General features: G+C 34.5%; 22 protein-coding genes. 10 read left to right on the top strand and 12 right to left on the bottom strand.

Translation table 11 applies throughout. The annotated features are described in order from the left end of the window. Positions 1 to 61: 61 nt before the first annotated feature. From IPJ83_01650 to IPJ83_01625, 6 genes are all read right to left on the bottom strand, one after another. On the bottom strand, positions 62 to 820 hold the full coding sequence (locus IPJ83_01650; protein MBK7879252.1) for a hypothetical protein: 759 nt from the start codon (positions 818 to 820) through the stop codon (positions 62 to 64). Positions 821 to 822: 2 nt separating this feature from the next. After that, positions 823 to 1617: a Nif3-like dinuclear metal center hexameric protein gene (locus IPJ83_01645; protein ID MBK7879251.1), complete on the bottom strand. Its 795-nt coding sequence runs from the start codon at positions 1615 to 1617 to the stop codon at positions 823 to 825. A gap of 67 nt (positions 1618 to 1684) precedes the next feature. Beyond that, positions 1685 to 2764 carry a flippase-like domain-containing protein gene (locus IPJ83_01640; GenBank protein MBK7879250.1) on the bottom strand — a complete coding sequence of 360 codons (1080 nt, stop codon included), beginning with the start codon at positions 2762 to 2764 and terminating at the stop codon, positions 1685 to 1687. A gap of 2 nt (positions 2765 to 2766) precedes the next feature. Next, a complete protein-coding gene (locus IPJ83_01635; protein ID MBK7879249.1) occupies positions 2767 to 3120 on the bottom strand; it encodes an aspartate 1-decarboxylase in 354 nt (117 codons plus the stop codon). Positions 3121 to 3178: 58 nt separating this feature from the next. Next, complete coding sequence (locus tag IPJ83_01630) at positions 3179 to 4036, bottom strand: pantoate--beta-alanine ligase (GenBank protein MBK7879248.1); 858 nt, start codon at positions 4034 to 4036, stop codon at positions 3179 to 3181. Positions 4037 to 4199: 163 nt separating this feature from the next. Continuing rightward, the gene (locus tag IPJ83_01625; GenBank protein ID MBK7879247.1) at positions 4200 to 4805 is read right to left on the bottom strand and encodes a hypothetical protein; all 606 of its coding nucleotides are present in this window, start codon (positions 4803 to 4805) and stop codon (positions 4200 to 4202) included. Between the two features lie 141 nt (positions 4806 to 4946). On the opposite strand from IPJ83_01625, the gene IPJ83_01620 reads away from it, so the two are divergent. Then, positions 4947 to 7247 carry a beta-N-acetylhexosaminidase gene (locus IPJ83_01620; protein MBK7879246.1) on the top strand — a complete coding sequence of 767 codons (2301 nt, stop codon included), beginning with the start codon at positions 4947 to 4949 and terminating at the stop codon, positions 7245 to 7247. A 216-nt stretch (positions 7248 to 7463) separates the two neighbouring features. Beyond that, the gene (locus tag IPJ83_01615) at positions 7464 to 7907 is read left to right on the top strand and encodes a DUF417 family protein (protein MBK7879245.1); all 444 of its coding nucleotides are present in this window, start codon (positions 7464 to 7466) and stop codon (positions 7905 to 7907) included. Positions 7908 to 8065: 158 nt separating this feature from the next. On the opposite strand, the gene IPJ83_01610 is transcribed toward IPJ83_01615, so the two are convergent. Continuing rightward, positions 8066 to 8851, bottom strand: coding sequence for an SDR family oxidoreductase (locus IPJ83_01610; GenBank protein MBK7879244.1), 786 nt, complete (start codon positions 8849 to 8851; stop codon positions 8066 to 8068). 143 nt (positions 8852 to 8994) lie between these two features. Here IPJ83_01610 and IPJ83_01605 point away from each other — a divergent pair, with 143 nt between their 5' ends. The 3 genes from IPJ83_01605 to ppsA all read left to right on the top strand — a co-directional run bounded on the left by IPJ83_01605 (position 8995) and on the right by ppsA (position 12749). After that, positions 8995 to 9357 carry a hypothetical protein gene (locus tag IPJ83_01605; GenBank protein MBK7879243.1) on the top strand — a complete coding sequence of 121 codons (363 nt, stop codon included), beginning with the start codon at positions 8995 to 8997 and terminating at the stop codon, positions 9355 to 9357. A gap of 38 nt (positions 9358 to 9395) precedes the next feature. Then, positions 9396 to 10169 (top strand): sulfite exporter TauE/SafE family protein, encoded by a 774-nt coding sequence (locus IPJ83_01600; GenBank protein MBK7879242.1) that lies wholly within the window; start codon positions 9396 to 9398, stop codon positions 10167 to 10169. A gap of 159 nt (positions 10170 to 10328) precedes the next feature. After that, complete coding sequence (gene ppsA, locus IPJ83_01595) at positions 10329 to 12749, top strand: phosphoenolpyruvate synthase (GenBank protein ID MBK7879241.1); 2421 nt, start codon at positions 10329 to 10331, stop codon at positions 12747 to 12749. 108 nt (positions 12750 to 12857) lie between these two features. On the opposite strand, the gene IPJ83_01590 is transcribed toward ppsA, so the two are convergent. The 5 genes from IPJ83_01590 to IPJ83_01570 form a co-directional block, all read right to left on the bottom strand. Continuing rightward, positions 12858 to 13388 carry a rhodanese-like domain-containing protein gene (locus IPJ83_01590; GenBank protein ID MBK7879240.1) on the bottom strand — a complete coding sequence of 177 codons (531 nt, stop codon included), beginning with the start codon at positions 13386 to 13388 and terminating at the stop codon, positions 12858 to 12860. Further along, a complete protein-coding gene (locus tag IPJ83_01585) occupies positions 13385 to 14416 on the bottom strand; it encodes a diphosphomevalonate decarboxylase (protein MBK7879239.1) in 1032 nt (343 codons plus the stop codon). The genes IPJ83_01590 and IPJ83_01585 overlap by 4 nt, the downstream gene beginning before the upstream one ends. Beyond that, complete coding sequence (locus tag IPJ83_01580) at positions 14413 to 15015, bottom strand: DUF4294 domain-containing protein (protein MBK7879238.1); 603 nt, start codon at positions 15013 to 15015, stop codon at positions 14413 to 14415. Before IPJ83_01580 ends, IPJ83_01585 begins: the two co-directional genes overlap by 4 nt. A gap of 103 nt (positions 15016 to 15118) precedes the next feature. Further along, a complete protein-coding gene (locus IPJ83_01575) occupies positions 15119 to 15427 on the bottom strand; it encodes a rhodanese-like domain-containing protein (GenBank protein MBK7879237.1) in 309 nt (102 codons plus the stop codon). A gap of 79 nt (positions 15428 to 15506) precedes the next feature. Then, positions 15507 to 16355, bottom strand: coding sequence for a PASTA domain-containing protein (locus tag IPJ83_01570; protein ID MBK7879236.1), 849 nt, complete (start codon positions 16353 to 16355; stop codon positions 15507 to 15509). A gap of 361 nt (positions 16356 to 16716) precedes the next feature. On the opposite strand from IPJ83_01570, the gene IPJ83_01565 reads away from it, so the two are divergent. The 5 genes from IPJ83_01565 (at position 16717) to IPJ83_01545 (ending at position 19608) form a co-directional block, all read left to right on the top strand. Further along, positions 16717 to 17232 carry a DUF177 domain-containing protein gene (locus IPJ83_01565; protein ID MBK7879235.1) on the top strand — a complete coding sequence of 172 codons (516 nt, stop codon included), beginning with the start codon at positions 16717 to 16719 and terminating at the stop codon, positions 17230 to 17232. A gap of 11 nt (positions 17233 to 17243) precedes the next feature. Further along, the gene (rpmF, locus tag IPJ83_01560) at positions 17244 to 17447 is read left to right on the top strand and encodes a 50S ribosomal protein L32 (protein MBK7879234.1); all 204 of its coding nucleotides are present in this window, start codon (positions 17244 to 17246) and stop codon (positions 17445 to 17447) included. A gap of 123 nt (positions 17448 to 17570) precedes the next feature. Beyond that, on the top strand, positions 17571 to 17951 hold the full coding sequence (locus IPJ83_01555) for a RidA family protein (protein ID MBK7879233.1): 381 nt from the start codon (positions 17571 to 17573) through the stop codon (positions 17949 to 17951). A gap of 14 nt (positions 17952 to 17965) precedes the next feature. Further along, positions 17966 to 18958 carry a tryptophan--tRNA ligase gene (gene trpS / locus IPJ83_01550; protein ID MBK7879232.1) on the top strand — a complete coding sequence of 331 codons (993 nt, stop codon included), beginning with the start codon at positions 17966 to 17968 and terminating at the stop codon, positions 18956 to 18958. A gap of 41 nt (positions 18959 to 18999) precedes the next feature. Beyond that, entirely contained in the window at positions 19000 to 19608 is a 609-nt protein-coding gene (locus tag IPJ83_01545; GenBank protein MBK7879231.1) for a fumarylacetoacetate hydrolase family protein, read from the top strand. Positions 19609 to 19752: the final 144 nt, after the last annotated feature.

Here is a 19752-nt window from a genome sequence, read left to right as displayed (position 1 = left end):
GCAATTATACCACTTGGGCCTTCAATCTGGTATTGCAATCCAAAGATGGAGTTATAAAAATTTATAATTCGACTTCTTGTATAAGATCATCTACCAATACACGACCACAATGTTCACAGGCAATTATTTTTTTGCGGAGACCAATTTCTAATTGTACTTGTGGTGGAATTTGGTTGAAGCAACCTCCACAAGCTGAACGTTTTACCATAACAACGGCCAATCCATTTCGGTAACGTTTTCTTATAGTATCATAAGCATGTAGCAACCTTACTTCAATCTTCTTTCTGTATTTATCAGACTTGGCAATTAGTGTAGTTTCTTCCTTGTCAGTCTTTTCAATAATTTTATCAAGCTCTGTTTTCTTCTCTTCAAGATCCCTCTGTCTTGTATTTTGTTTTTCAACTATAGCATCAAGGGTCAGCTTTTTAGCTTTGGCTTGTTCAGAGGATTCCTTCATTTTCTTTTCAGAGAGCTGAATTTCAAGCCTTTGAAGGTTTATTTCTTTCGTTAAAGCATCATACTCTCGGTTATTTTTTACCCCATCCAGCTGCTTTTCATATTTTTTTATGGCGTCTTCAGCTGCTTTTATATTGGATTTATGGGCTGAGGCTTCTTTTTCTAACTCGGTTACAGAACTTTGAAGTTTGCCAACTTTAACGGCTAGCCCAGAAATTTCATCCTCAAGATCGCTCACGACCATAGGTAGTTCTCCCTTCAATACTTTAATCTGATCTACCTCAGAATCAATCATTTGTAATTCAAATAATTGTTTCAACTTCACCCCAATTGGTATTTCAGAAACCGGAACTGTTTTTGCCATAATCAATAATATTGTATCGGGTTTGTATTAATTTTTGTACAATGGGATGCAAAATTAGGAAAATTCCTTGAAATCAAATTAAATAATAAATCTTTGGTAAATTGTTCGCTTTCAAAATGTCCAACATCCATTAACACAATTTGATCATTCGCCTCAAAAAAATCATGGTATTTAAAATCTGAACTTATCAAAACTTCGGCTCCCTGCTTTATAGCTTCTCTTATCAAAAATGATCCGGAGCCACCACAAATGGCAAGCTTGTTAATAGGTCTTCCGAGATCCTTAGTATATTTAATTATCCCTGTTAGCAAATTTTTCTTTAATAAAAACAGTAAATCCTGACAGCTTAAGGGCTCTTTTGACTCTGCCAATAAACCGGCGCCAATAACATTTTCAGGATGATTTTTCACCTGCAGTATACTATAATTGATTAACCCCAATCTGTTCGCTATGGTTTCATTGACCCCATTGGTCAACACATTGTCTAAATTTGTATGAATTGCATAGATAGCTATATCATTTTTTACAGCCTGGATTATTACTTTGTCTACATAATATTGGACATCCAGTTTTTTTATCGCTCTGAAAATTATTGGATGGTGACTGATAATTAAATTACAGCCTTTTATCTTGGCTTCCTGGATGACCTCCAAAGTAGTGTCTAAGCAGGTTAATACCCCACTGATTTTCCAATTCGGATCTCCAGTAATTAGTCCGGAATTGTCGTAGTTTTCCTGATAATTTAAAGGCGCAATTTGCTCAAGAAATTCCGTGACATCTGATATTCTATTCGACATGTTTTTTATTAAATGAGAAATAAACTGGTCTTTAATGGATGTAAGTATGCTTTACAAGCTTGTCATTTTATACTTCAGTTTGAATTTTATTTTCAATTTGGTCAGAAATGATAGCTTTCTTTTGTCGTTTGTTAAAAATGTACATCACCAAAAGAGCGGCAAGGCCGAGAATTACATTGTCTGCAAACTGAGCGCAGAAAAACGATATGTTTGCAAAGGAAAATGCATCTACAGGGTTAATGTTATAATACGCTAATACAAGAATAATTAAATAATGATAACTACCCATGCCTCCAGGAGTTGGGATTAACATACCTAAAGACCCAAATACATAAATCACGAGCCCGGCGATTAAAGAAAGGTGAGCCGTAGGTTCAAAAGATTGGAGGGCCGCATAAAGCATAACATAAAACCATACCCAAATAAGCAGTGTATAAAGCATAAATGCGCGGGGCTGTTTGATTCTTTTAATTACCACCAAGCCTTCATAGAATCCCCTTATCCGGTTCTTTAAATTACTAAAGAATAAAAAATTCCTCCAACGGTTTCTGGTTAAATATAATATAACTAAAAATACAAGAAAAATTGAAGGAAGTATTAATTTTTGTCCCAAGGAAACTTCCGAAAAATACTTTTCATAAAAGATCCGAAATGTGGATAATTGAGTAAGTGTGGTAATAAAAATAATTACCGCCATAGAAATCAAGTCAACCATTCTGTCTAAAACGACAGTGCCAAAAGCCTTATCTAAAGGGATTTTTTCGTATTTACTGATCAATGCAGCCCGAACAAATTCTCCACTCCTTGGTATCCCAAGATTGGCAAAATAGGAAACCAAAACAGATCCAATGGTATTGATTTTATGTGGATGATATCCCAGTGGTTCTAAAATGATTAGCCATCTCAGCGCCCTGAAATAATTACTCAAATAAAAGGATAGAAATATTATTACAATATATATCCATTTGACCTCTAATAAATCGTGAAGCATTTTTCGCCAAAGAACACAATCATCCACCCCAATTCCATTCTCTCTACAATATGCCTGATAGGATTTATCCTGGGTAACAAAAACCCAGTACATTATTCCTACGCCTAAGGCAAGAAAAAAGAGAAATTGTAAAAACTTCTTAAAATATTGTGGCAAGGCTATAAATCTTTAACCCTATTTTTATCATCCACAAAAATAGAAATGGGATGAAAATTTTGGGCCTCCTCAGGAGTCATAAGTGCATATGAGATTACTATAATGATGTCCCCTATCTCTGCTTTGCGTGCAGCAGCTCCATTCAGACATACCATACCTGAATCTTTTTCTCCCTTAATTACATAGGTTTCGAAACGCTCACCATTATTGTTGTTTACTATTTGAACCTTTTCACCCTCATATAGATTGGCGGCGGTCATAAGGGTTTCATCAATGGTAATACTTCCAACATAATGTAAGTTAGCTTGTGTTACCGTTGCTCGGTGAATCTTGGATTTAAAAAATTGCAAAAGCATGTGGCAAAATTAATTAATTTGTCTGACAACCATATTAAGTCATTTTTGATAAAATAGTTTAGCTAGGATGTCCTTTTAGGATCATATTGTCGATTAATCTAACATTTCCAGCCCATACAGCAACACATGCCACTAAATAATTCGATTTGGCCTGGGTTTTAACTTTCTTAAGAGAATACCCGTCTACTATATCAAAATATTCCGGTTTTAATCCAGCTGAAGTAAGTTTATCAAGGCATTTCTTCTCCAGATCATTTAAATCTGTGGTTCGATAAAGTTCTTTTGCAATTTGTAATGTTCTATAAATTTCTGGAGCTATTTTCCTCATTTCCAGGCTTAATCTTAAATTTCTTGAACTCATTGCTAACCCATCTTCCTCGCGCATTGTTGGTCCAATTACCAGCTCTATTTTTGGTTTTAGCTCCTTAATCATCTGATGTACTAAAGTAAATTGTTGGAAATCCTTTTGCCCCATGAAAAGGTAATCTGGTTTTACAATTTCTAATAGACGATGCACAACCTGTAGCATTCCATCAAAATGACCAGGCCTGAAATGGCCTTCCATTACAAGGTCTCGGCCATTAAGATCAACGGACACGGAAGTATTTAGATGTTTAGGATAAACCTCATCAACATCAGGAATGAAAAGAAAACTACAGTTTGCCCTCCGCAAGAGATCGCTGTCCTTTTCAACCATTCTTGGGTACTTCATCAAATCTTCAGAATTATTAAATTGACTGGGGTTGACAAATATACTGACAACCACAACACTTGCTTTTAGACTTGCAAGTTGAACAAGACTGATATGACCCTCATGAAGTGCCCCCATTGTTGGCACAAAAGCTATTTGTTTTCCTTCGTCTCTGCATTTTGCCAGAACTTTCTCTAAGCCTTTTACTGTTTTATATGTCTTCATGAAAGTTAGAGAGAAAGATTATAAAAGTTATATATATTATTGGGTGCCAAAATCCTCAATTTATTTGGATTTTAAGAGACAATGTTAATCAGTGGTATACTTGTTGAAAATTTAAAAGTCTTAAATAGTTTCAAAAATAACAGAGTATACATTTAAATTTTCATTATCTCATTCTAGGTGTTCTCCTTTTACCTCCGGGACGAAACATCATGCGCTGATCCATTTGTCCCATCATTTTCATTTTTCCTTGTTGGCCAATTACCTGATCAATCATCTTTACCTGTTCTTTGAACATCTCTTTGGAATAGTTCAATTTCTTTAGTTCCCGGTAGGTATTGTTAGCCTGGGTCCATCTGCTTTTGGAAATATGGATATTGATCATTTGGATTAAAATCATTGCTCGCTCATTGTCTGACGGCAACTTTAAAGATAAAGCTTTATTAAACCATCCTTCAGCTTCATTATGACGTTCACGCTGTACATCTACAGATCCTTTGATGAGATAGTAATATGCTCTGTTTGTTACATACAACCACTCAGGCTTGATGGTCATGCTAAGCCTTTTTTCACATGCTTCAAAATCCATTGTTTGCATAAATTGAGCTGCTGATTGGATGGTACCAAGAAAGATATAACTCAAAAGAAATAGAATGCCAATTAACAAGATTGGAAAAGCATACCAAAAGCCAATAGTGAAAGCTAAAATAGCTCCTCCTATCAAACACAATACTATAATCGCTATTTTAAGATATATATTAATTACAAACATAATACTTCAAATTTATTGAGTCAAAGGTAAAAATAAAACCATAGTTGATGTTAAATTGGGGCATATAACAAAACTAAGGTTTCTTCGTTTTGTTGTTTTCTTAGCTTTGCAGTTCAACTTCTTATGATTTATCCTTCCAATATGAAAAAGTTATTGTTGTTTTTATTTATTTGTAATTGTTTAATTGTCACTGCTCAAAATAACTTTGTGCACAATATCATACCTCAACCCAAAACAATTAAAGTTGCAGGTGGTAAAATGAGGTTAGATGATATTTCAATTATAAATATTCCAAAACAAAACAAACAATGTAAAAGAATCGCTCAATTATATGCCAAAACCCTAAATTTAAAAAAGTTCAAAATCCTAGAATCTGCAAAACCAGCATTCACCAAAGCAAAATCTATAATTCTACAACTTAATTTTAAAGAAAATAATCCTGATCAATATTCTCTTACCAGTAGTAAGAGCGGTATATTAATAATTGCTTCTACTGAGAAAGGGTTATTTTATGCTTTGCAAACACTTCTCCAATTGCTGGAATCTGATACCGAAAAAGGAGTGTCGAAGACATCTATTCCATTCATTAATATTGATGATGATGCTGCCTTCAAGTATCGAGGACTACATTTGGATGTTTCCCGCCATTTCTTTTCTTTGGAAACAATCAAGCTATACCTTGACCTTATGGCAAGATATAAATACAATACCTTTCACTGGCATTTGACAGATGATCAGGGGTGGCGTATTGAAATTAAGAGGTTTCCTGAACTAACTTCAAAAGGGGCTTATAGGGATGAAACCCTTGTTGGTCATTATAGCGATCAACCTCATACATTTGATGGGAAAAAATATGGTGGTTTCTATACTCAAGAAGAAGTAAAAGAAATTGTTGCTTACGCGGCGGATAGATTTATTGAAGTAATTCCTGAAATAGAAATGCCAGGTCATGCTAGTGCTGCTCTTGCGTCCTATCCGTTGTTTGGTTGTACAGGTGGACCATACCAAGTGGAGAAAATTTGGGGAGTTTTTAATTCTGTATTTTGTACAAAAGACACAACCATCTGGTTTGTAAAACAAATTCTCGAAGAAGTATGCGCGTTATTTCCTTCCAAATATATCCATATTGGTGGAGATGAGGTGCCAAAATCAAGTTGGAGTTTATGTCCCAATTGTAAGATAATTAAACAAAGACAGGGCTTAAAGAATGATGAAGAATTACAAAGTTATTTTATCCAACAAATTGATATATACCTGACCAATAAGGGTAAAAAATTAATTGGTTGGGATGAAATTCTTGAAGGCGGACTTTCTCCCAATGCCACTGTGATGTCTTGGCGGGGAATGAAAGGTGGTATACAAGCAGCTAAAGAAAATCATGATGTAATCATGTGTCCTGGAACACATTGCTATTTTGATCATTACCAATCTAGTCATGTTAAGGAACCATTAGCCATTGGTGGCTACACTTCCCTCGAGAAAGTTTACAATTTTAACCCCATTCCTACTAGTCTGACCCCGGAAGAAGGAAAGCACATCCTAGGAGCTCAGGGAAATCTTTGGACCGAGTACATGCCCAATGAAAATCACTTGCTTTATATGACTTACCCCAGAGCGATCGCACTTTCTGAAGTGAACTGGAGTGGCAATTCAGATAAAAACTATATAGGGTTTTTGGAAAGACTTAAAGAACATGCTAAGTGGTTCAAATCTAATAAGATACCGTTTTCACTAGCATACTTAGATCTGAACTATAAAACAAAATCAAATCCGAAGGGAGTTGAATTTTATTTCGTTAAGCCAAATAAGAAAGGGAGTGTTTTAATCGAAAGGGAAAGTCCTGATGAAGGTATAGTACAGGACAATAGTTCACAGGATACTTTTATCCTCAACAAAACCATAAATTTTAGTGCTTGGTTTCGAGATGAAGACAACACCTTGGGTAGGCCATTAAGGTTGAATTTTATTCATCATCTTGCAGCCGGCAAAAAAATTAGGTTCTTGCAGCAGCCCTCTGAGAAATACTTCAGTGGCGAAAGTGGCAATCTTGTCAATGGATTCAAAGCTCCGCAAAACAAATTTTCAGGTGAAGAATGGGTAGGCATGGAAGGTAGGGACTTCGAAGCAATTATTGAGTTTGACAGCATCCAGGAGTTTCAATCGATTGGCTTTCAATTCTTTTCAAGTGAAAGTTCTTGGATTTATTTTCCATCAGAAATTCATCTCTATACTTCAAATGATGGTAACAATTTCAAAAGCTTGCATCAAGAGAAAATTAATGCTGAAATGAAAAAATGTTTGGAACCTGAAATCATCCTTAAAGAAAAGGCTAATGCCAGGTATTTAAAAATAATGGTTAAGAATCATGGAGAAATTGGTGAAACTTTTCCTGGCGCGGGTCATAAAGCTTGGCTTTTTGTTGGGGAGATCAGTGTATTATAAATAGTTAAAATGTTTTATAGGTCTTTCTCTACTATTTCTTTCGCTGCAGAACTATCAATTTAATTAGGTTAATACAGAATAGTATTGGTTTGTTCAAATTTTGAATTATCCACTAATTGGTGTATTTCATACATTCTTTCATCTATTTCGTCAATTTATACACCAATCCAGTTTCTCCCGAACCTAACTTAGCCTTTGTTATTTAAAACCTGACTCATGAAAATTTTAAGCTTAAGCCAAACCGGTACAACAGTAGATTCAAAAGATCTGATTTTATTCATCAATAGGTTTTCTCTTGCTATAGTCTTCTTTTGGTTCGGCTTCCTTAAAGTGATTAGTATTTCCCCTGCCGAAGGATTGGTAAAAAATCTATATACTGCTACACTATCATCATTTATAGAAATTAATTCTTTTGTTTTAATTCTTGGGATTGTTGAATGTCTTATTGGTATTATGTGGCTATTCCCTAAACTAACTAAGTGGACTTTTGCACTATTTTCCTTTCATATGTTTACCACTTTTCTCCCATTGATTTTCTTGACAAAAGATACTTGGCAAGGTGATTGGGCATTAACATTAACGGGTCAGTATATTGTAAAGAATGTGGTTCTGGTAGCCTGTGCACTTACCATTTATATGGCTGATGTTAAAAGAACTTAATTGAAGTTTCTTAATTAATAAAAATTGTCATTATAGAATAGTAACTAATAGTGACTCTTTAAACATATTGAAATTATACTTTATATATATAATTTATCAATAAAATTTTAAAAAGAATTCAAGGCCAAAATTCAATCTTATTTAAATAAAAGAGGTTTCTAAAGACTTTTTGTCCGGCCACCATCTACAGGAAAATTTATTCCTGTAATGTATGAAGCCATAGGTGAGGCTAAAAAAACTGCCGCAAAAGCAATTTCGTCAGGTAAAGCAAACCTTCCCATAGGAATACTGTTGATCATCTTTTTTGAAATTTCATCTTTTGAAAGTTGTTGTGTGGAAGCTTCGCGTTCAATTAATGAACTCAATCTTTCAGTCATTGTGGCACCAGGAAGGATGTTATTAACCGTTATTTTAAATGGAGCCAATTCATTTGCCAGCGTCTTAGCCCAATTTGCTACTGCTCCTCTTATAGTATTGGATACACCTAAATTATCCAATGGCTGCTTGACAGAGGTGGATATTATATTTATAACTCTTCCATATCCCTCCAACTTCATCCTATCTACAAACATTGAAAGTATTATCTGATTAGCCAAAACATGTTGCAGAAAAGCCGACTGTAAGGATTCAATCGGCGCTTTACTTAAAGGACCCGATGGTGGTCCCCCAGTATTGTTTACAACAATATGTATGTTCTTCTCATTGGCCAGTTTTGACATTATTATACTTAATTCCTCAAGATTACTCAAGTCTGCACAAATGGCAGAATGCACCTGGTTGTCGCTTTTTGGTAATTCAGAAACAAGTTGGCTTAACTCAATTTGATTTCTTGACACTGCCATAATTGAAGCTCCGGCATTGGCCATTTGTATAGCTATGGCTCTGCCAATCCCTTTACTTGCACCACAAATTAATGCATTTTTCCCTGCTAAATCGATTTGAATCATAACTTACTATTCGAGATAATTTATTAATTTCTATTTTAACGTAAAAGTATTCCAACTTTTAATAATAATTGAAAATTTTAAGATTTGATATGGATTGAACTATTATTACTAACTATCTTTAGTCAAATTTTTGCTCTTCAATGGGCCAACAAACATGGAATATTCTGGATATTACCGGGGAAGAATATACCTTGGGTATTTATCATGGCGAAGAAAGTGGACATGTTGTTGTTTATTTAAACAATAACATTATGATAATTGATTTCAAAATCTTAATGAGTAAATCATATCACTTTTTTATAGGCCATGAATTTATGCATTTAAAAATAATTAAAAATATGGAGGAATACACCTATTCTCTGGAAGTGGATATGGATGCAGATACTCCATACAACACTCAACTTAAGGCTAGAGAGCAAGTTGACCAAAGAAATATGATGATTGGACTTTTTATTGCAATTATGCTTTTAAGCGCTCTATTATTTTTTAGAAATTTCAAATAGTAATTTGTTACATAGCTAATCCATGCAATAATTCACTTATGGTCATTGAAATTTTATTAGTTTGCATTGTGTGCTTTGTTGGTTCATTACTTACATTTTTTTCAGGTTTTGGACTTGGAACACTTTTATTACCTGTTTTCAATTTATTTTTCCCAATTCATATTGCAATTGGACTTACAGCAATTGTCCATTTTCTAAACAATGCCTTTAAATTAGCATTAATGCTTAAATATGTTGATTGGAAAATGGTATTTACCTTTGGGGTTCCGGCAATGTTAGGTGCAATTTTAGGTGCAAATATTCTTCGACTGCTTACATTTCAATATATGGAAATCCATTACAATATATTCAATTTGGAATGCACAAACTCCGTGTTAAAGATTTGTATTGGATTACTATTAATATGCTTCTCCCTATTGGAATTTTTTCAGAAATCTTTTAATCTAAGATCCAGCACATTTTGGATCATACCCGGCGGTCTCTTGAGCGGTTTCTTTGGCGGATTATCGGGGCATCAGGGTGCACTCCGTTCAATTTTTTTAATTCATACTTCTCTAAACAAAGAAGCTTACATTGGGACTGGGATTATGATTGCTTGCTTGGTTGATATAAGTCGAATTAGTTTGTATTTGCAAAATACTAGTGACATTTACCAAAACTACAACTACATTCTCTTTCCATGCATTGCAGCATTCCTAGGAGCCTGGTCAGGTCAAAAATTTCTACATAAAACGACACTCCCCTTTTTAAAATACTCCGTGGCTTTATTTCTAATAGTATTTGGAATTCTAATGGTGTTGGGTAAAATATAAATACCCTAGAGCACACCTAAAAATATTTTAAATTAAATTATGCACCAAAATGAGAAATATCATAAATAATTGGATTTAAAATATCTACATTCATATACTTTATGTGTGAAAAGTTACACAAGAGACTATTTTTATAAAATTACTCAATTTTCTCATCGCATGTCGCCAACTAGTAGTATTCTGTTTTTTAGTGAAATTCATCTGTCTGATTTAGATAAGGTAGGAGGAAAAAATTCTTCTCTCGGAGAAATGTATAATTTATTAAAACCCATAGGGATCCATATTCCTGATGGCTTTGCAATCACCGCTAGTGCGTACAGACAATTTATTAAGGAGAATGATTTGGAATTTGCCTTAAATCAAATTATCAATGAATTGGATACAAAGGAATATTCCAATTTAAGTATTGTCGGTGAAAAATCCAGAGCCTTAATATTGTCTGGAAGGATGCCGGAATCAATCAAAACGGACATAAAAAATGCTTATTTGGATCTCAGTAAAAAATGTGGAAAACAAAATTTAGATGTTGCAGTGAGGAGTAGTGCAACTGCAGAAGATTTACCTTCAGCAAGTTTTGCTGGAAGAATGGAATCTTTTCTGAATATAAGTACAGAATCCCAACTACAAGAAGCAGTCTTACGATGTTATTCCTCTCTTTATACCGATCGTGCAATTAAATACAGACACGACATGGGTTTTAAATCATTTGACATTGCATTGTCTGTGGGAGTTCAACAAATGGTTAGAAGTGATTTAGCTTCTTCCGGAGTTGCATTTACACTAGACCCCGACAGTGGATTTCAGAATGTAATAATTATCAATGGTTGTTTTGGATTGGGGGAAAACATTGTACAAGGAAGAGTGAGTCCTGATGAGTGGATTGTTTTCAAACCAACATTGTTTAACCAGAATTTTGACCCCATTATTAAATTTTCATGTGGGAAAAAAGAGTACACCATGATTTATGGTGAAAATACAACAAGTGCAAAAATTGAAAATACAATTGTCAATCACCCTACACCATTATCCAAGATAAACCAACATTCTCTTTCTAATTCAGAGGTGAAAGAGTTGGCACAGTGGTGTTATAAAATCGAACTTCATTATGGTAAACCTATGGATATTGAATGGGCAAAAGATGGACAAACTGGAGAACTTTTTATTTTGCAAGCTAGGCCAGAAACTGTTCATAGTAAAATAAAAAAGAATATAAAGGAAATTTTCACATTGGAGGAGAAAAGTGAAATTCTAGCTAAAGGAATAGCACTTGGAGATAAAATTACATTTGGGAGTGCACGTATATTAAACAATCCGCAGGAGGCTGAAATTCTGCAACCCGGTGAGATTTTGGTAACAGATATGACCAATCCGGATTGGGATCCAGTTTTGAAAAAAGCGGGTGCTATAATAACCAATAAAGGAGGAAGAACAAGTCATGCTGCTATTGCAGCCAGGGAACTTGGAACTGTAGCAATCGTTGGATGCAATAATGCAACTGAACAAATTAAAACAGGTCAGAAAATTACTGTCTCTTGCGCTGAAGGAAATATTGGAAATGTTTATAATGGCTATCTTAAATGGAATGTTCAGGAGCAGGATTTTAGTGGTATAAAAATGCCAAAAACACATCCCATGCTAATTTTGGCTGATCCGGATAGAGCATTTAAACTGAGCCAATATCCAAATGAAGGTGTGGGACTTTTGAGACTTGAATTTGCTATATCAAACAGTATAAGGATTCATCCTCTTGCACTTTGCGATACCAAAAAGATAGTTGACGATAAAGTCATAAAAGAAATTAACGAATTGATAAAAGATTATAAAGATGGCAGAGACTTTTTCATTGATAAATTGGCAGAGGCTGTTGGTCTGGTAGGGGCTGCATTCTATCCAAAAGATGTTATTGTTCGCATGAGTGATTTTAAGAGTAATGAATATGCAAATCTTTTGGGTGGAAAATATTTTGAACCAATAGAAGAAAATCCTATGATAGGATATCGGGGAGCATCAAGATACTACAGCAATTTTTATAGACAAGGATTTGCGTTGGAATGTGCGGCAATGAAAAAAGTGAGAACTCAAATGGGTCTCAAAAATATCAAACTTATGATCCCATTTTGTCGAACTACTGAAGAAGCCAAAAAAGTATTAGACGAAATGGCTCTTAATAATTTAGTTCAGGGAGAAGATGGATTGGAAATATATGTAATGATTGAGGTGCCAAGTAATGTTATTCTGGCAGATGAATTTGCTCGTTTTTTTAATGGCTTTTCAATTGGCTCAAATGATTTAACGCAACTCACTTTAGGATTAGATCGAGACTCATCCTTAATAAATTATTTATTCAATGAGGAAAATGAAGCAGTTAAATTGCTTATTCATCAGGCCATACAAGCCGCTAAAAGAAATAATATTAAAATAGGTCTTTGCGGACAAGCACCAAGCGACATCCCCGCATTTGCGCAATTCCTCGTTAGTGAAGGAATTGACAGTATTTCATTTAACCCGGACGCTTTAATAAGAGGTATTGAAAATATAATAGTCGCTGAAAATGATTTACAAGATAAAATTCCATTCTAAAAATAATATACTGAAACCTCTCTTATAGATACCTTAATTGAAGAATGCAGATTAAATTCTTCAAATTTTAAAAGTGTAATTTTGCTTGTTTTATGTATACTTTAGGGATTAATTATACACCTTTTTATAAGTCTTGTTATTCATATATTTTCCCCAAAGTTTTGAAAATCCATGTACTTTATTGGTCAACTTTTCTTCAGAGTCATACAGTGGATATCCTGAATTTGCCCACTCAAAAATACTTCCGTATAAATTGGAAACATTATTAAAGCCATTAGCTTTAAGTTTTTCACAAATTTTCTCACTACGGTAACCGACTGAACAATAACATACAATTGGACAATCTTTGTCAAGATACTTTAAATTTTGGATGTTAAAATTATCGTAACCAACCCACTTTGCACCTTGCAAATGACTTACTTCATATTCTTTTAATTCTCTGCTGTCCAGTAAAACATATTGATCAATTCGAGATGCTAATTCTGAAACTTCTATCTCAGTTACTGAGTGCTTCAATAATGTATTCAAAAGCAACTGATAGGATTTGCTCTTTACTCTAGCTTGTTTGACCAAAGAGGTTTCCTGTGCATTAATATTGGAATACAGAACTATAAAATTCAATAATAATAAAATTCTCATAACTCAATTCTTTTAGGTCCTTTGCCTACTTGGTCGAAAATTATTTTACCTTGATCAAAGTAATCTTCAAATTGTGCCTTGAACCAGGTTTCTACTTGTGGCAAAATCTTAAAAGGAAATAGCATGTGTATATTGGGGCCAGCATCTATACTAAAACAAATACTGTTACCGGTTTCACTCCTAAACTTCCTAATGGCTTGAATTATTCTAATGGAGTCGGGTTCAAGTAGAAGGTATCCTGGTCTTGAACTCATCATCAATCCATGCAACGTTAGAGCCTCTTCCTCAGATACATCAATAAATCCATTCCAATCTCCACTGGATAATACTTTTATCAATTTATGAATATTTTCATTTGCTTGATGAATTCTTGCATCTTTGAATGGATGTGCTTTCATTAGCTCATGTCCTGCAGTTGATGAGACCATCTTCTCATCTTTGTTTATGATAAAAATCCAATCTTGTAGATCTTTGAAATTTGGATGAATATGACTTGACCAGTCAATTCCAAATTCATTGGAAGATTTTTCAAATTCCGGGATTTGACCCCACAGTGAGGCGGTTGGAAATAATGAACGGCAGGCAGATCCGCTCCCCAATCTTGATCTATATGAAGCAATTCTTAAGAATTCTTCTGATTGGATATTCTTACCTTCTAGCATAAATTCAGTCTCTGTAATACATAAGGCTATTGCACTCATGGCAGAAGCAGAAGATGCTATACCCGCAGAGTGTGGAAAGGTATTCTTACTATTTATTTTTAAATCATAGCTATTAATAAAACTGAGTTTCAATGAATGAATAAATTGTGTAACTTTAAATCCGAATTTTTCATTTTTGTTTCCATCATAGAAAAATTCAACATTCCCTTTCCCTCCTTCTAATAATTCTATAGATGTTTCTGTATAGCTTTTGTCTAATGTGAAACTAAGCGAGGGATTCATTGGGATTTGAGTCCCATACTTTCCCCAATACTTGACAATAGCTAGATTGGACGGGCTTTGCCAACATACTTTGTTTGTTTTCATTGTTGAACATCTTTCATGACATCAAAATCTTCAAGCACAGCATCCATTACAGGATCAACTCCATAAATATACTTATCCTTGAGCCGATATCCATACACTTTACTGAACTCATTATAATATAAGGCTGAAAAACCACCTTTGAATTCTTTGATGATATCGTAAAATGATTTGTCTATTGCCTTTTCCATCATTTTGGTTAATATTAAACCTTGTGTTCTACTTAAATTTTTTAACGGAGTTTCAAATTCTTCTTCAAGGCGCTTGGAAATTTCTTTATATAATCGTTTCCTCTCCCGTTTTGATTTTCCTTCAGTTTCTCTTGACAACTGAGTATAAAGTCTTACTCCCTGGACTGCATATGGGTAAACCACAGCTGCATACCTTCTGTATTTAGCATATCGCTCACGGTCATCAGAATAATCGAATTCTTTTGGTGCTGTAACTGAGATTTTTTCCAATTGTGCAACTACAATTGTATCACCTTCCAAAATCAAAACCTTTACTTCTTGACCATCAACAATTGTTGTATGCTCAGTATATTGAGCCTGCAGATAAAAAACAACAAACTGCAGATGCAAAAGAAGATTAATAACTTTCATCCTAGCGTTAACGAATTCCGAGCCAGAAATAAGATAAGTTTCTTTTTAATTTTAAGCATAATTCTTGTTAACTCAATTTGGCTTTCAACGATAAGGCACTTCACTATGCGGGAATGTTTTCCTTCCATGCAAGCATTCCACCCAAAAGATTGCGTACCTTCTTAAAACCTGCTTGTTCAAATAATTGTTTTGCAAAACCACTTCTGTTTCCACTTCGACAATAAACAATTATTTCATCTTCTTCATGGCCAGCCAATTCTGTAATTTTAGCTTGCAATGAAGTCTGCAAAGGAGCCAATTCGCCACCGATGTTAAATTCATCATGCTCGTGTTTCTCCCGAACATCAATTAGCATAAAATCTTCTTTCTTTTTGAGTCTTTCGTTCAATTCCTGTACAGAAATATCATTCATTTATCTTAAAATTTTTAATTTGATACTATAAATTGTAAAATATTACTTTAAATCCAGTTAACGCATAGGTATTTACATTCTATTGATTTTCACAATCTTGAGGCTTATTTTGTTGAAGGGTTATGCTAATTTTATCACCAAGTTTAATTAAATTTCCTGATTTAAATGGAGGATTTTGCCCGGTCACAAATGCATCTTCTGGTTCGGTAACTTCCCCATCATAGTTAATCTCTCCTAATTGCAATTGGGAGGCTTCGAGCTCAAACCTCACTTCAGCCAGTGTTTTACATTTGAGATTCGGAATCTCAATTTCACCATCTCTTTGTTTGGATATTATAATTTGTAAGGTATCGCCCTTAGATATTTTAATGCCTTTATTCTGTGTCTTCGAATCCAGTATAAGTTCACCATGATATAAGACTTTTAAAATATGTCCTGTTGGGCCTGGATCATACTCTGCACCTAAAATCTTGGTTTTGAGTTGGAACAAGGCCTCAAGCTCAGCCCTCTTATGTTCAAACTTCTTTCCATATAATCCTATAAGCTCTTCAGAGTCAATAAGATCCGGATTAAATCTGGTGATGCTCACATATATTTTTCTACCTCTTTTAACCAATGATCCTGGTTTAGGTATTTGTGAAATAACTACACCCCCTCGCTTGCCGATTAAATGAATTGAATCCGTAACAATTATTTCGAAACCTCTTGGGTCGGCATGTTTTATAGCCTCATTCAATGGTATCCCTACATATTTTCCTAATTTCAGTTTTTGGCCATGATTTGTATAGAAATTAAGGATAAACGAATGTGCGGTCCAAAGTAATAATAGGAAAATACCTATACGTATAAGGCTAAATCTGAATAACTTACTTCGTAAAAATAAACCCAAATCGGCAAACCTAAAAGTACTGTTATCCTGGTCTTTCATGAATAAGAGGTATGATTGTATTTTCAATCAGCCATAAATCTAAAGCCAATTATGGAAAAAAAAATAAAAGATGGCTTTAAAAAATTTAGCTGAATTAATCGCTTATGGTTGACTAAAATTCCCCAAATTCCCCATGCGCAAAGGCATACTCTTTAATGAGCATGGTTTAAGGTATCCTTTAGTTATGTTTAAAAATTTCAATTCTGCAACACCAAAACCACACTAAATTTTACTATTTGGTTCTTTTTTAAGTTAATTCTCTAAATAAATATCTGGTCAAAGATAAGTTTTTTATAATTTTTGAATGAATTTTAGGAATTAATCCTAACTTTGCAGTCCAAATTTTGGAAACGTTCATTTTATGGATTTCTTAAAGCAGTTTGCCATCCCGATCAAAGGGCTACTAGATGGTTATCATCAATATGAGTTCCTTTTAGATGATGAGTTTTTTAAACATTTTGAAGCTAGTCCAATAGAGAGGGCTCATCTTGTGGTAAAACTTAATCTTGACAAGCAGGTTGAACTTTTAGTTATGGGCCTAAATATTAAGGGCTACATTCCAACCGCCTGTGATCGATGTTTGGCCGATATTGACCTCCCAATTGATAAATCTTATAAGGTTGTAGTAAAAAGGGCGGAAGGTATATCTGATGATCCTGATCTAGTTCATCTAGCTCCAGATGCACACGAGTTGCCGATTGGAGAGTTGCTTTATGATTATGCCTGCCTTTCAGTACCGCTGATTAAGCGATTTGATTGTTCCGGTTTAGCGGAGCCGCCATGCAATCAGGAAGTTCTGAAATACATCCAAAAAGAAGAAAAAACTAAGGAAATAAATCCCATTTGGGATGAACTTAAAAAATTGAAAACTAATTAAAATTAAAGATTATGCCTAATCCGAAATGGCGACATTCGAAAACGCGAAAAAGAAAAAGAAGAACCCATTATAAGGCAGAAACTCCTCAATTGGCGACTTGTAAAACTACTGGAGCTATACATATTATGCATCACGCGCACTGGCACGAGGGTAACCTTTATTATAAAGGGCATGTCGTGATTAAGGCGGCTGAAGAGGCTACGGCGGAAGCATAATTTGTTCTTCAAAATTTATTGATCAAGTGGTCTAAGTATTTGAACATTTGATTTTTAGATATATAAAATATATCATGGAAGCTCCTTTTTTGGGGCTTTCTGACTTTAAATTCAATTTTAATCATGCGAAAAGTTATCTATACTGATAATGCCCCAAAACCAATTGGGCCCTATAGTCAAGGAATTCAAGTAGGACATACCTTATACATATCTGGTCAAATTGCTTTAGATCCAAAGTCTAATGAATTAATTACCACCAATATCGAGGTGGAAACCCACCGGGTTATGGATAATATTGGAGCCATTCTACAAGCTGCAGGAATGGATTTTGAACAGATCACCAAGTGCACTGTTTTTGTTAAGGATATTAAGCAATTTAACAATATCAATGCGGTCTATACCACCTACTTTCCAGCACATGGGGCACCTGCGAGAGAATTAGTTCAGGTTTCTGAGCTTCCAAAGGGTGTAAATGTTGAGATCTCTTGTATAGCCTATAAATAAAATTTTTACTTGTGATTCAAAAAAAAATTCTTTCGGGCATTCAGCCAACAGGTAATCTGCATTTGGGAAGATATTTCGGTGCCGTCCAGAATTGGGTAAACCTTCAGGAAAATTATAATTGTGTATATGGAATTGTAGATTACCATGCAATGACTATGCCCTATAACCCAATCAAGCTGCGTGAAAATGTTTGGGAACTAAGTATTAATTTGATTGCCTGCGGTATTAAACCGGAAAACCTTTTTATCCAATCCATGATTCCGGAACATGCCGAACTGGGGTGGATTTTAGGCTGCATGTGCAGCTATGGTGAATTGAGCAGAATGGTTCAGTTTAAGGATAAATCTGAACAAGTAAAAGAAAAAGACAAGGACATGTTTATTTCTTCAGGTTTATTTACCTATCCGGTTCTTCAGGCAGCAGATATCCTTATTTATAAGGCAGATTATGTTCCAGTTGGAAAGGATCAGGACCAACACCTTGAACTTACCCGTAACATCGCACAAAGGTTTAACAATGTTGTAGGACAAGAATATTTTGTCATGCCTGAACCTATGTATACTGAGATTCCAAAAGTGATGTCTACAGCTGATCCATTAAAAAAAATGAGCGCAAGTGCAGGAGATAAACACAACATTAATGTTTTTGCCTCAGAAGAACAAATAAGAAAACAAATCCGATCTGCAGTCACGGATGCCGGAATTGATCCATCAAAAATGGCACCGGGCACAGAAAACCTCTTTTCAATCTTATTGGCTTGTGGACAGCATGATTTACATTTGGATCTTCTAAATTCCTTTAAAAGCGGCAATCTGAAATATAGTATCCTCAAAGATGCGGTTGCCGATGCGATTGTTGCATTGGTAAAACCAATTCAAGCCCGCAAGGAATTAATTATACAGGACAAAAAATCGGTAAAAGATCAAATTAAAAAATCTTCGGCTGAAATTCGCTTAAGGGCTTCAGAAACATTAAAAGAAGTGAAAGTCTTATGCGGTTTATCATGATGACACATTAACCTCTATCTGCAATATTAGATATTGAAAACATGACTATTTTTTGTATTGGAAGAAATTACATTGATCATGCAAAAGAGCTGAATAATCCAGTTCCTGACAAACCCGTAATTTTTTGTAAACCAGCAACCGCTTTGCTTAAAGAAAATAAAGCTTTTTACCTTCCTGAATTTAGCAAAGACATACACCACGAAGTAGAAATTGTTTTAAAAATTTCAAAACCAGGAAAACAAATACCATTAAGTAAAGCTGGAGAATATTATAGTCATATTGGACTTGGAATCGATTTTACTGCCAGGGACCTTCAGCAAGAATGTAAAAATAAAGGACTTCCATGGGAAATATCTAAAGCTTTTGATAACTCTGCAGTACTTGGTGATTTGATTGAAATAAAAGAATTTGAACTTGATAAAATCAACTTTTCTTTATTGAAAAATAAAAAAGTAGTTCAATCAGGTAATACAGGAGAAATGATATTTTCTTTTGACCAAATTATCAGTTATCTATCCATTTACTTTAGGTTAAATTCAGGGGATTTAATTTACACTGGAACTCCTGCAGGTGTAGGTTCTGTTCATTCTGGCGACTTGCTTGAAGGATTTATTGGAGAACGAAGAATGTTCTGGACTGAAATACGCTGACCTGCTCTTAAAACAAAAAGGCAACTTGTCTTTAACCTGGCAGAAATAGTGCTTGTGATCTTAGAGAAATTGTAACTTAACTTTAAAATACACTTATGCCCGTAGAAATATTATACCTCCTTATTGGAATTGCAATTGGAGTTG

This window comes from Candidatus Vicinibacter proximus, from assembly GCA_016713905.1.
GTDB lineage: Bacteria > Bacteroidota > Bacteroidia > Chitinophagales > Saprospiraceae > Vicinibacter > Vicinibacter proximus.
The sequence above is the reverse complement of the archived record's forward strand: the minus strand, read 5'-3'. Positions and strand labels throughout refer to the sequence as shown.

What these genes read in the sequence shown, in the direction of transcription:
- IPJ83_01650 (MBK7879252.1), bottom strand. Translation starts at nt 820, where the DNA reads ATGGCAAAAACAGTTCCGGTTTCTGAAATACCAATTGGGGTGAAGTTG.
- IPJ83_01645 (MBK7879251.1), bottom strand. Translation starts at nt 1,617, where the DNA reads ATGTCGAATAGAATATCAGATGTCACGGAATTTCTTGAGCAAATTGCG.
- IPJ83_01635 (MBK7879249.1), bottom strand. Translation starts at nt 3,120, where the DNA reads ATGCTTTTGCAATTTTTTAAATCCAAGATTCACCGAGCAACGGTAACA.
- IPJ83_01630 (MBK7879248.1), bottom strand. Translation starts at nt 4,036, where the DNA reads ATGAAGACATATAAAACAGTAAAAGGCTTAGAGAAAGTTCTGGCAAAA.
- IPJ83_01625 (MBK7879247.1), bottom strand. Translation starts at nt 4,805, where the DNA reads ATGTTTGTAATTAATATATATCTTAAAATAGCGATTATAGTATTGTGT.
- IPJ83_01620 (MBK7879246.1), top strand. Translation starts at nt 4,947, where the DNA reads ATGAAAAAGTTATTGTTGTTTTTATTTATTTGTAATTGTTTAATTGTC.
- IPJ83_01615 (MBK7879245.1), top strand. Translation starts at nt 7,464, where the DNA reads ATGAAAATTTTAAGCTTAAGCCAAACCGGTACAACAGTAGATTCAAAA.
- IPJ83_01605 (MBK7879243.1), top strand. Translation starts at nt 8,995, where the DNA reads ATGGGCCAACAAACATGGAATATTCTGGATATTACCGGGGAAGAATAT.
- IPJ83_01600 (MBK7879242.1), top strand. Translation starts at nt 9,396, where the DNA reads ATGGTCATTGAAATTTTATTAGTTTGCATTGTGTGCTTTGTTGGTTCA.
- ppsA (MBK7879241.1), top strand. Translation starts at nt 10,329, where the DNA reads ATGTCGCCAACTAGTAGTATTCTGTTTTTTAGTGAAATTCATCTGTCT.
- IPJ83_01590 (MBK7879240.1), bottom strand. Translation starts at nt 13,388, where the DNA reads ATGAGAATTTTATTATTATTGAATTTTATAGTTCTGTATTCCAATATT.
- IPJ83_01585 (MBK7879239.1), bottom strand. Translation starts at nt 14,416, where the DNA reads ATGAAAACAAACAAAGTATGTTGGCAAAGCCCGTCCAATCTAGCTATT.
- IPJ83_01580 (MBK7879238.1), bottom strand. Translation starts at nt 15,015, where the DNA reads ATGAAAGTTATTAATCTTCTTTTGCATCTGCAGTTTGTTGTTTTTTAT.
- IPJ83_01575 (MBK7879237.1), bottom strand. Translation starts at nt 15,427, where the DNA reads ATGAATGATATTTCTGTACAGGAATTGAACGAAAGACTCAAAAAGAAA.
- IPJ83_01570 (MBK7879236.1), bottom strand. Translation starts at nt 16,355, where the DNA reads ATGAAAGACCAGGATAACAGTACTTTTAGGTTTGCCGATTTGGGTTTA.
- IPJ83_01565 (MBK7879235.1), top strand. Translation starts at nt 16,717, where the DNA reads ATGGATTTCTTAAAGCAGTTTGCCATCCCGATCAAAGGGCTACTAGAT.
- rpmF (MBK7879234.1), top strand. Translation starts at nt 17,244, where the DNA reads ATGCCTAATCCGAAATGGCGACATTCGAAAACGCGAAAAAGAAAAAGA.
- IPJ83_01555 (MBK7879233.1), top strand. Translation starts at nt 17,571, where the DNA reads ATGCGAAAAGTTATCTATACTGATAATGCCCCAAAACCAATTGGGCCC.
- IPJ83_01545 (MBK7879231.1), top strand. Translation starts at nt 19,000, where the DNA reads ATGACTATTTTTTGTATTGGAAGAAATTACATTGATCATGCAAAAGAG.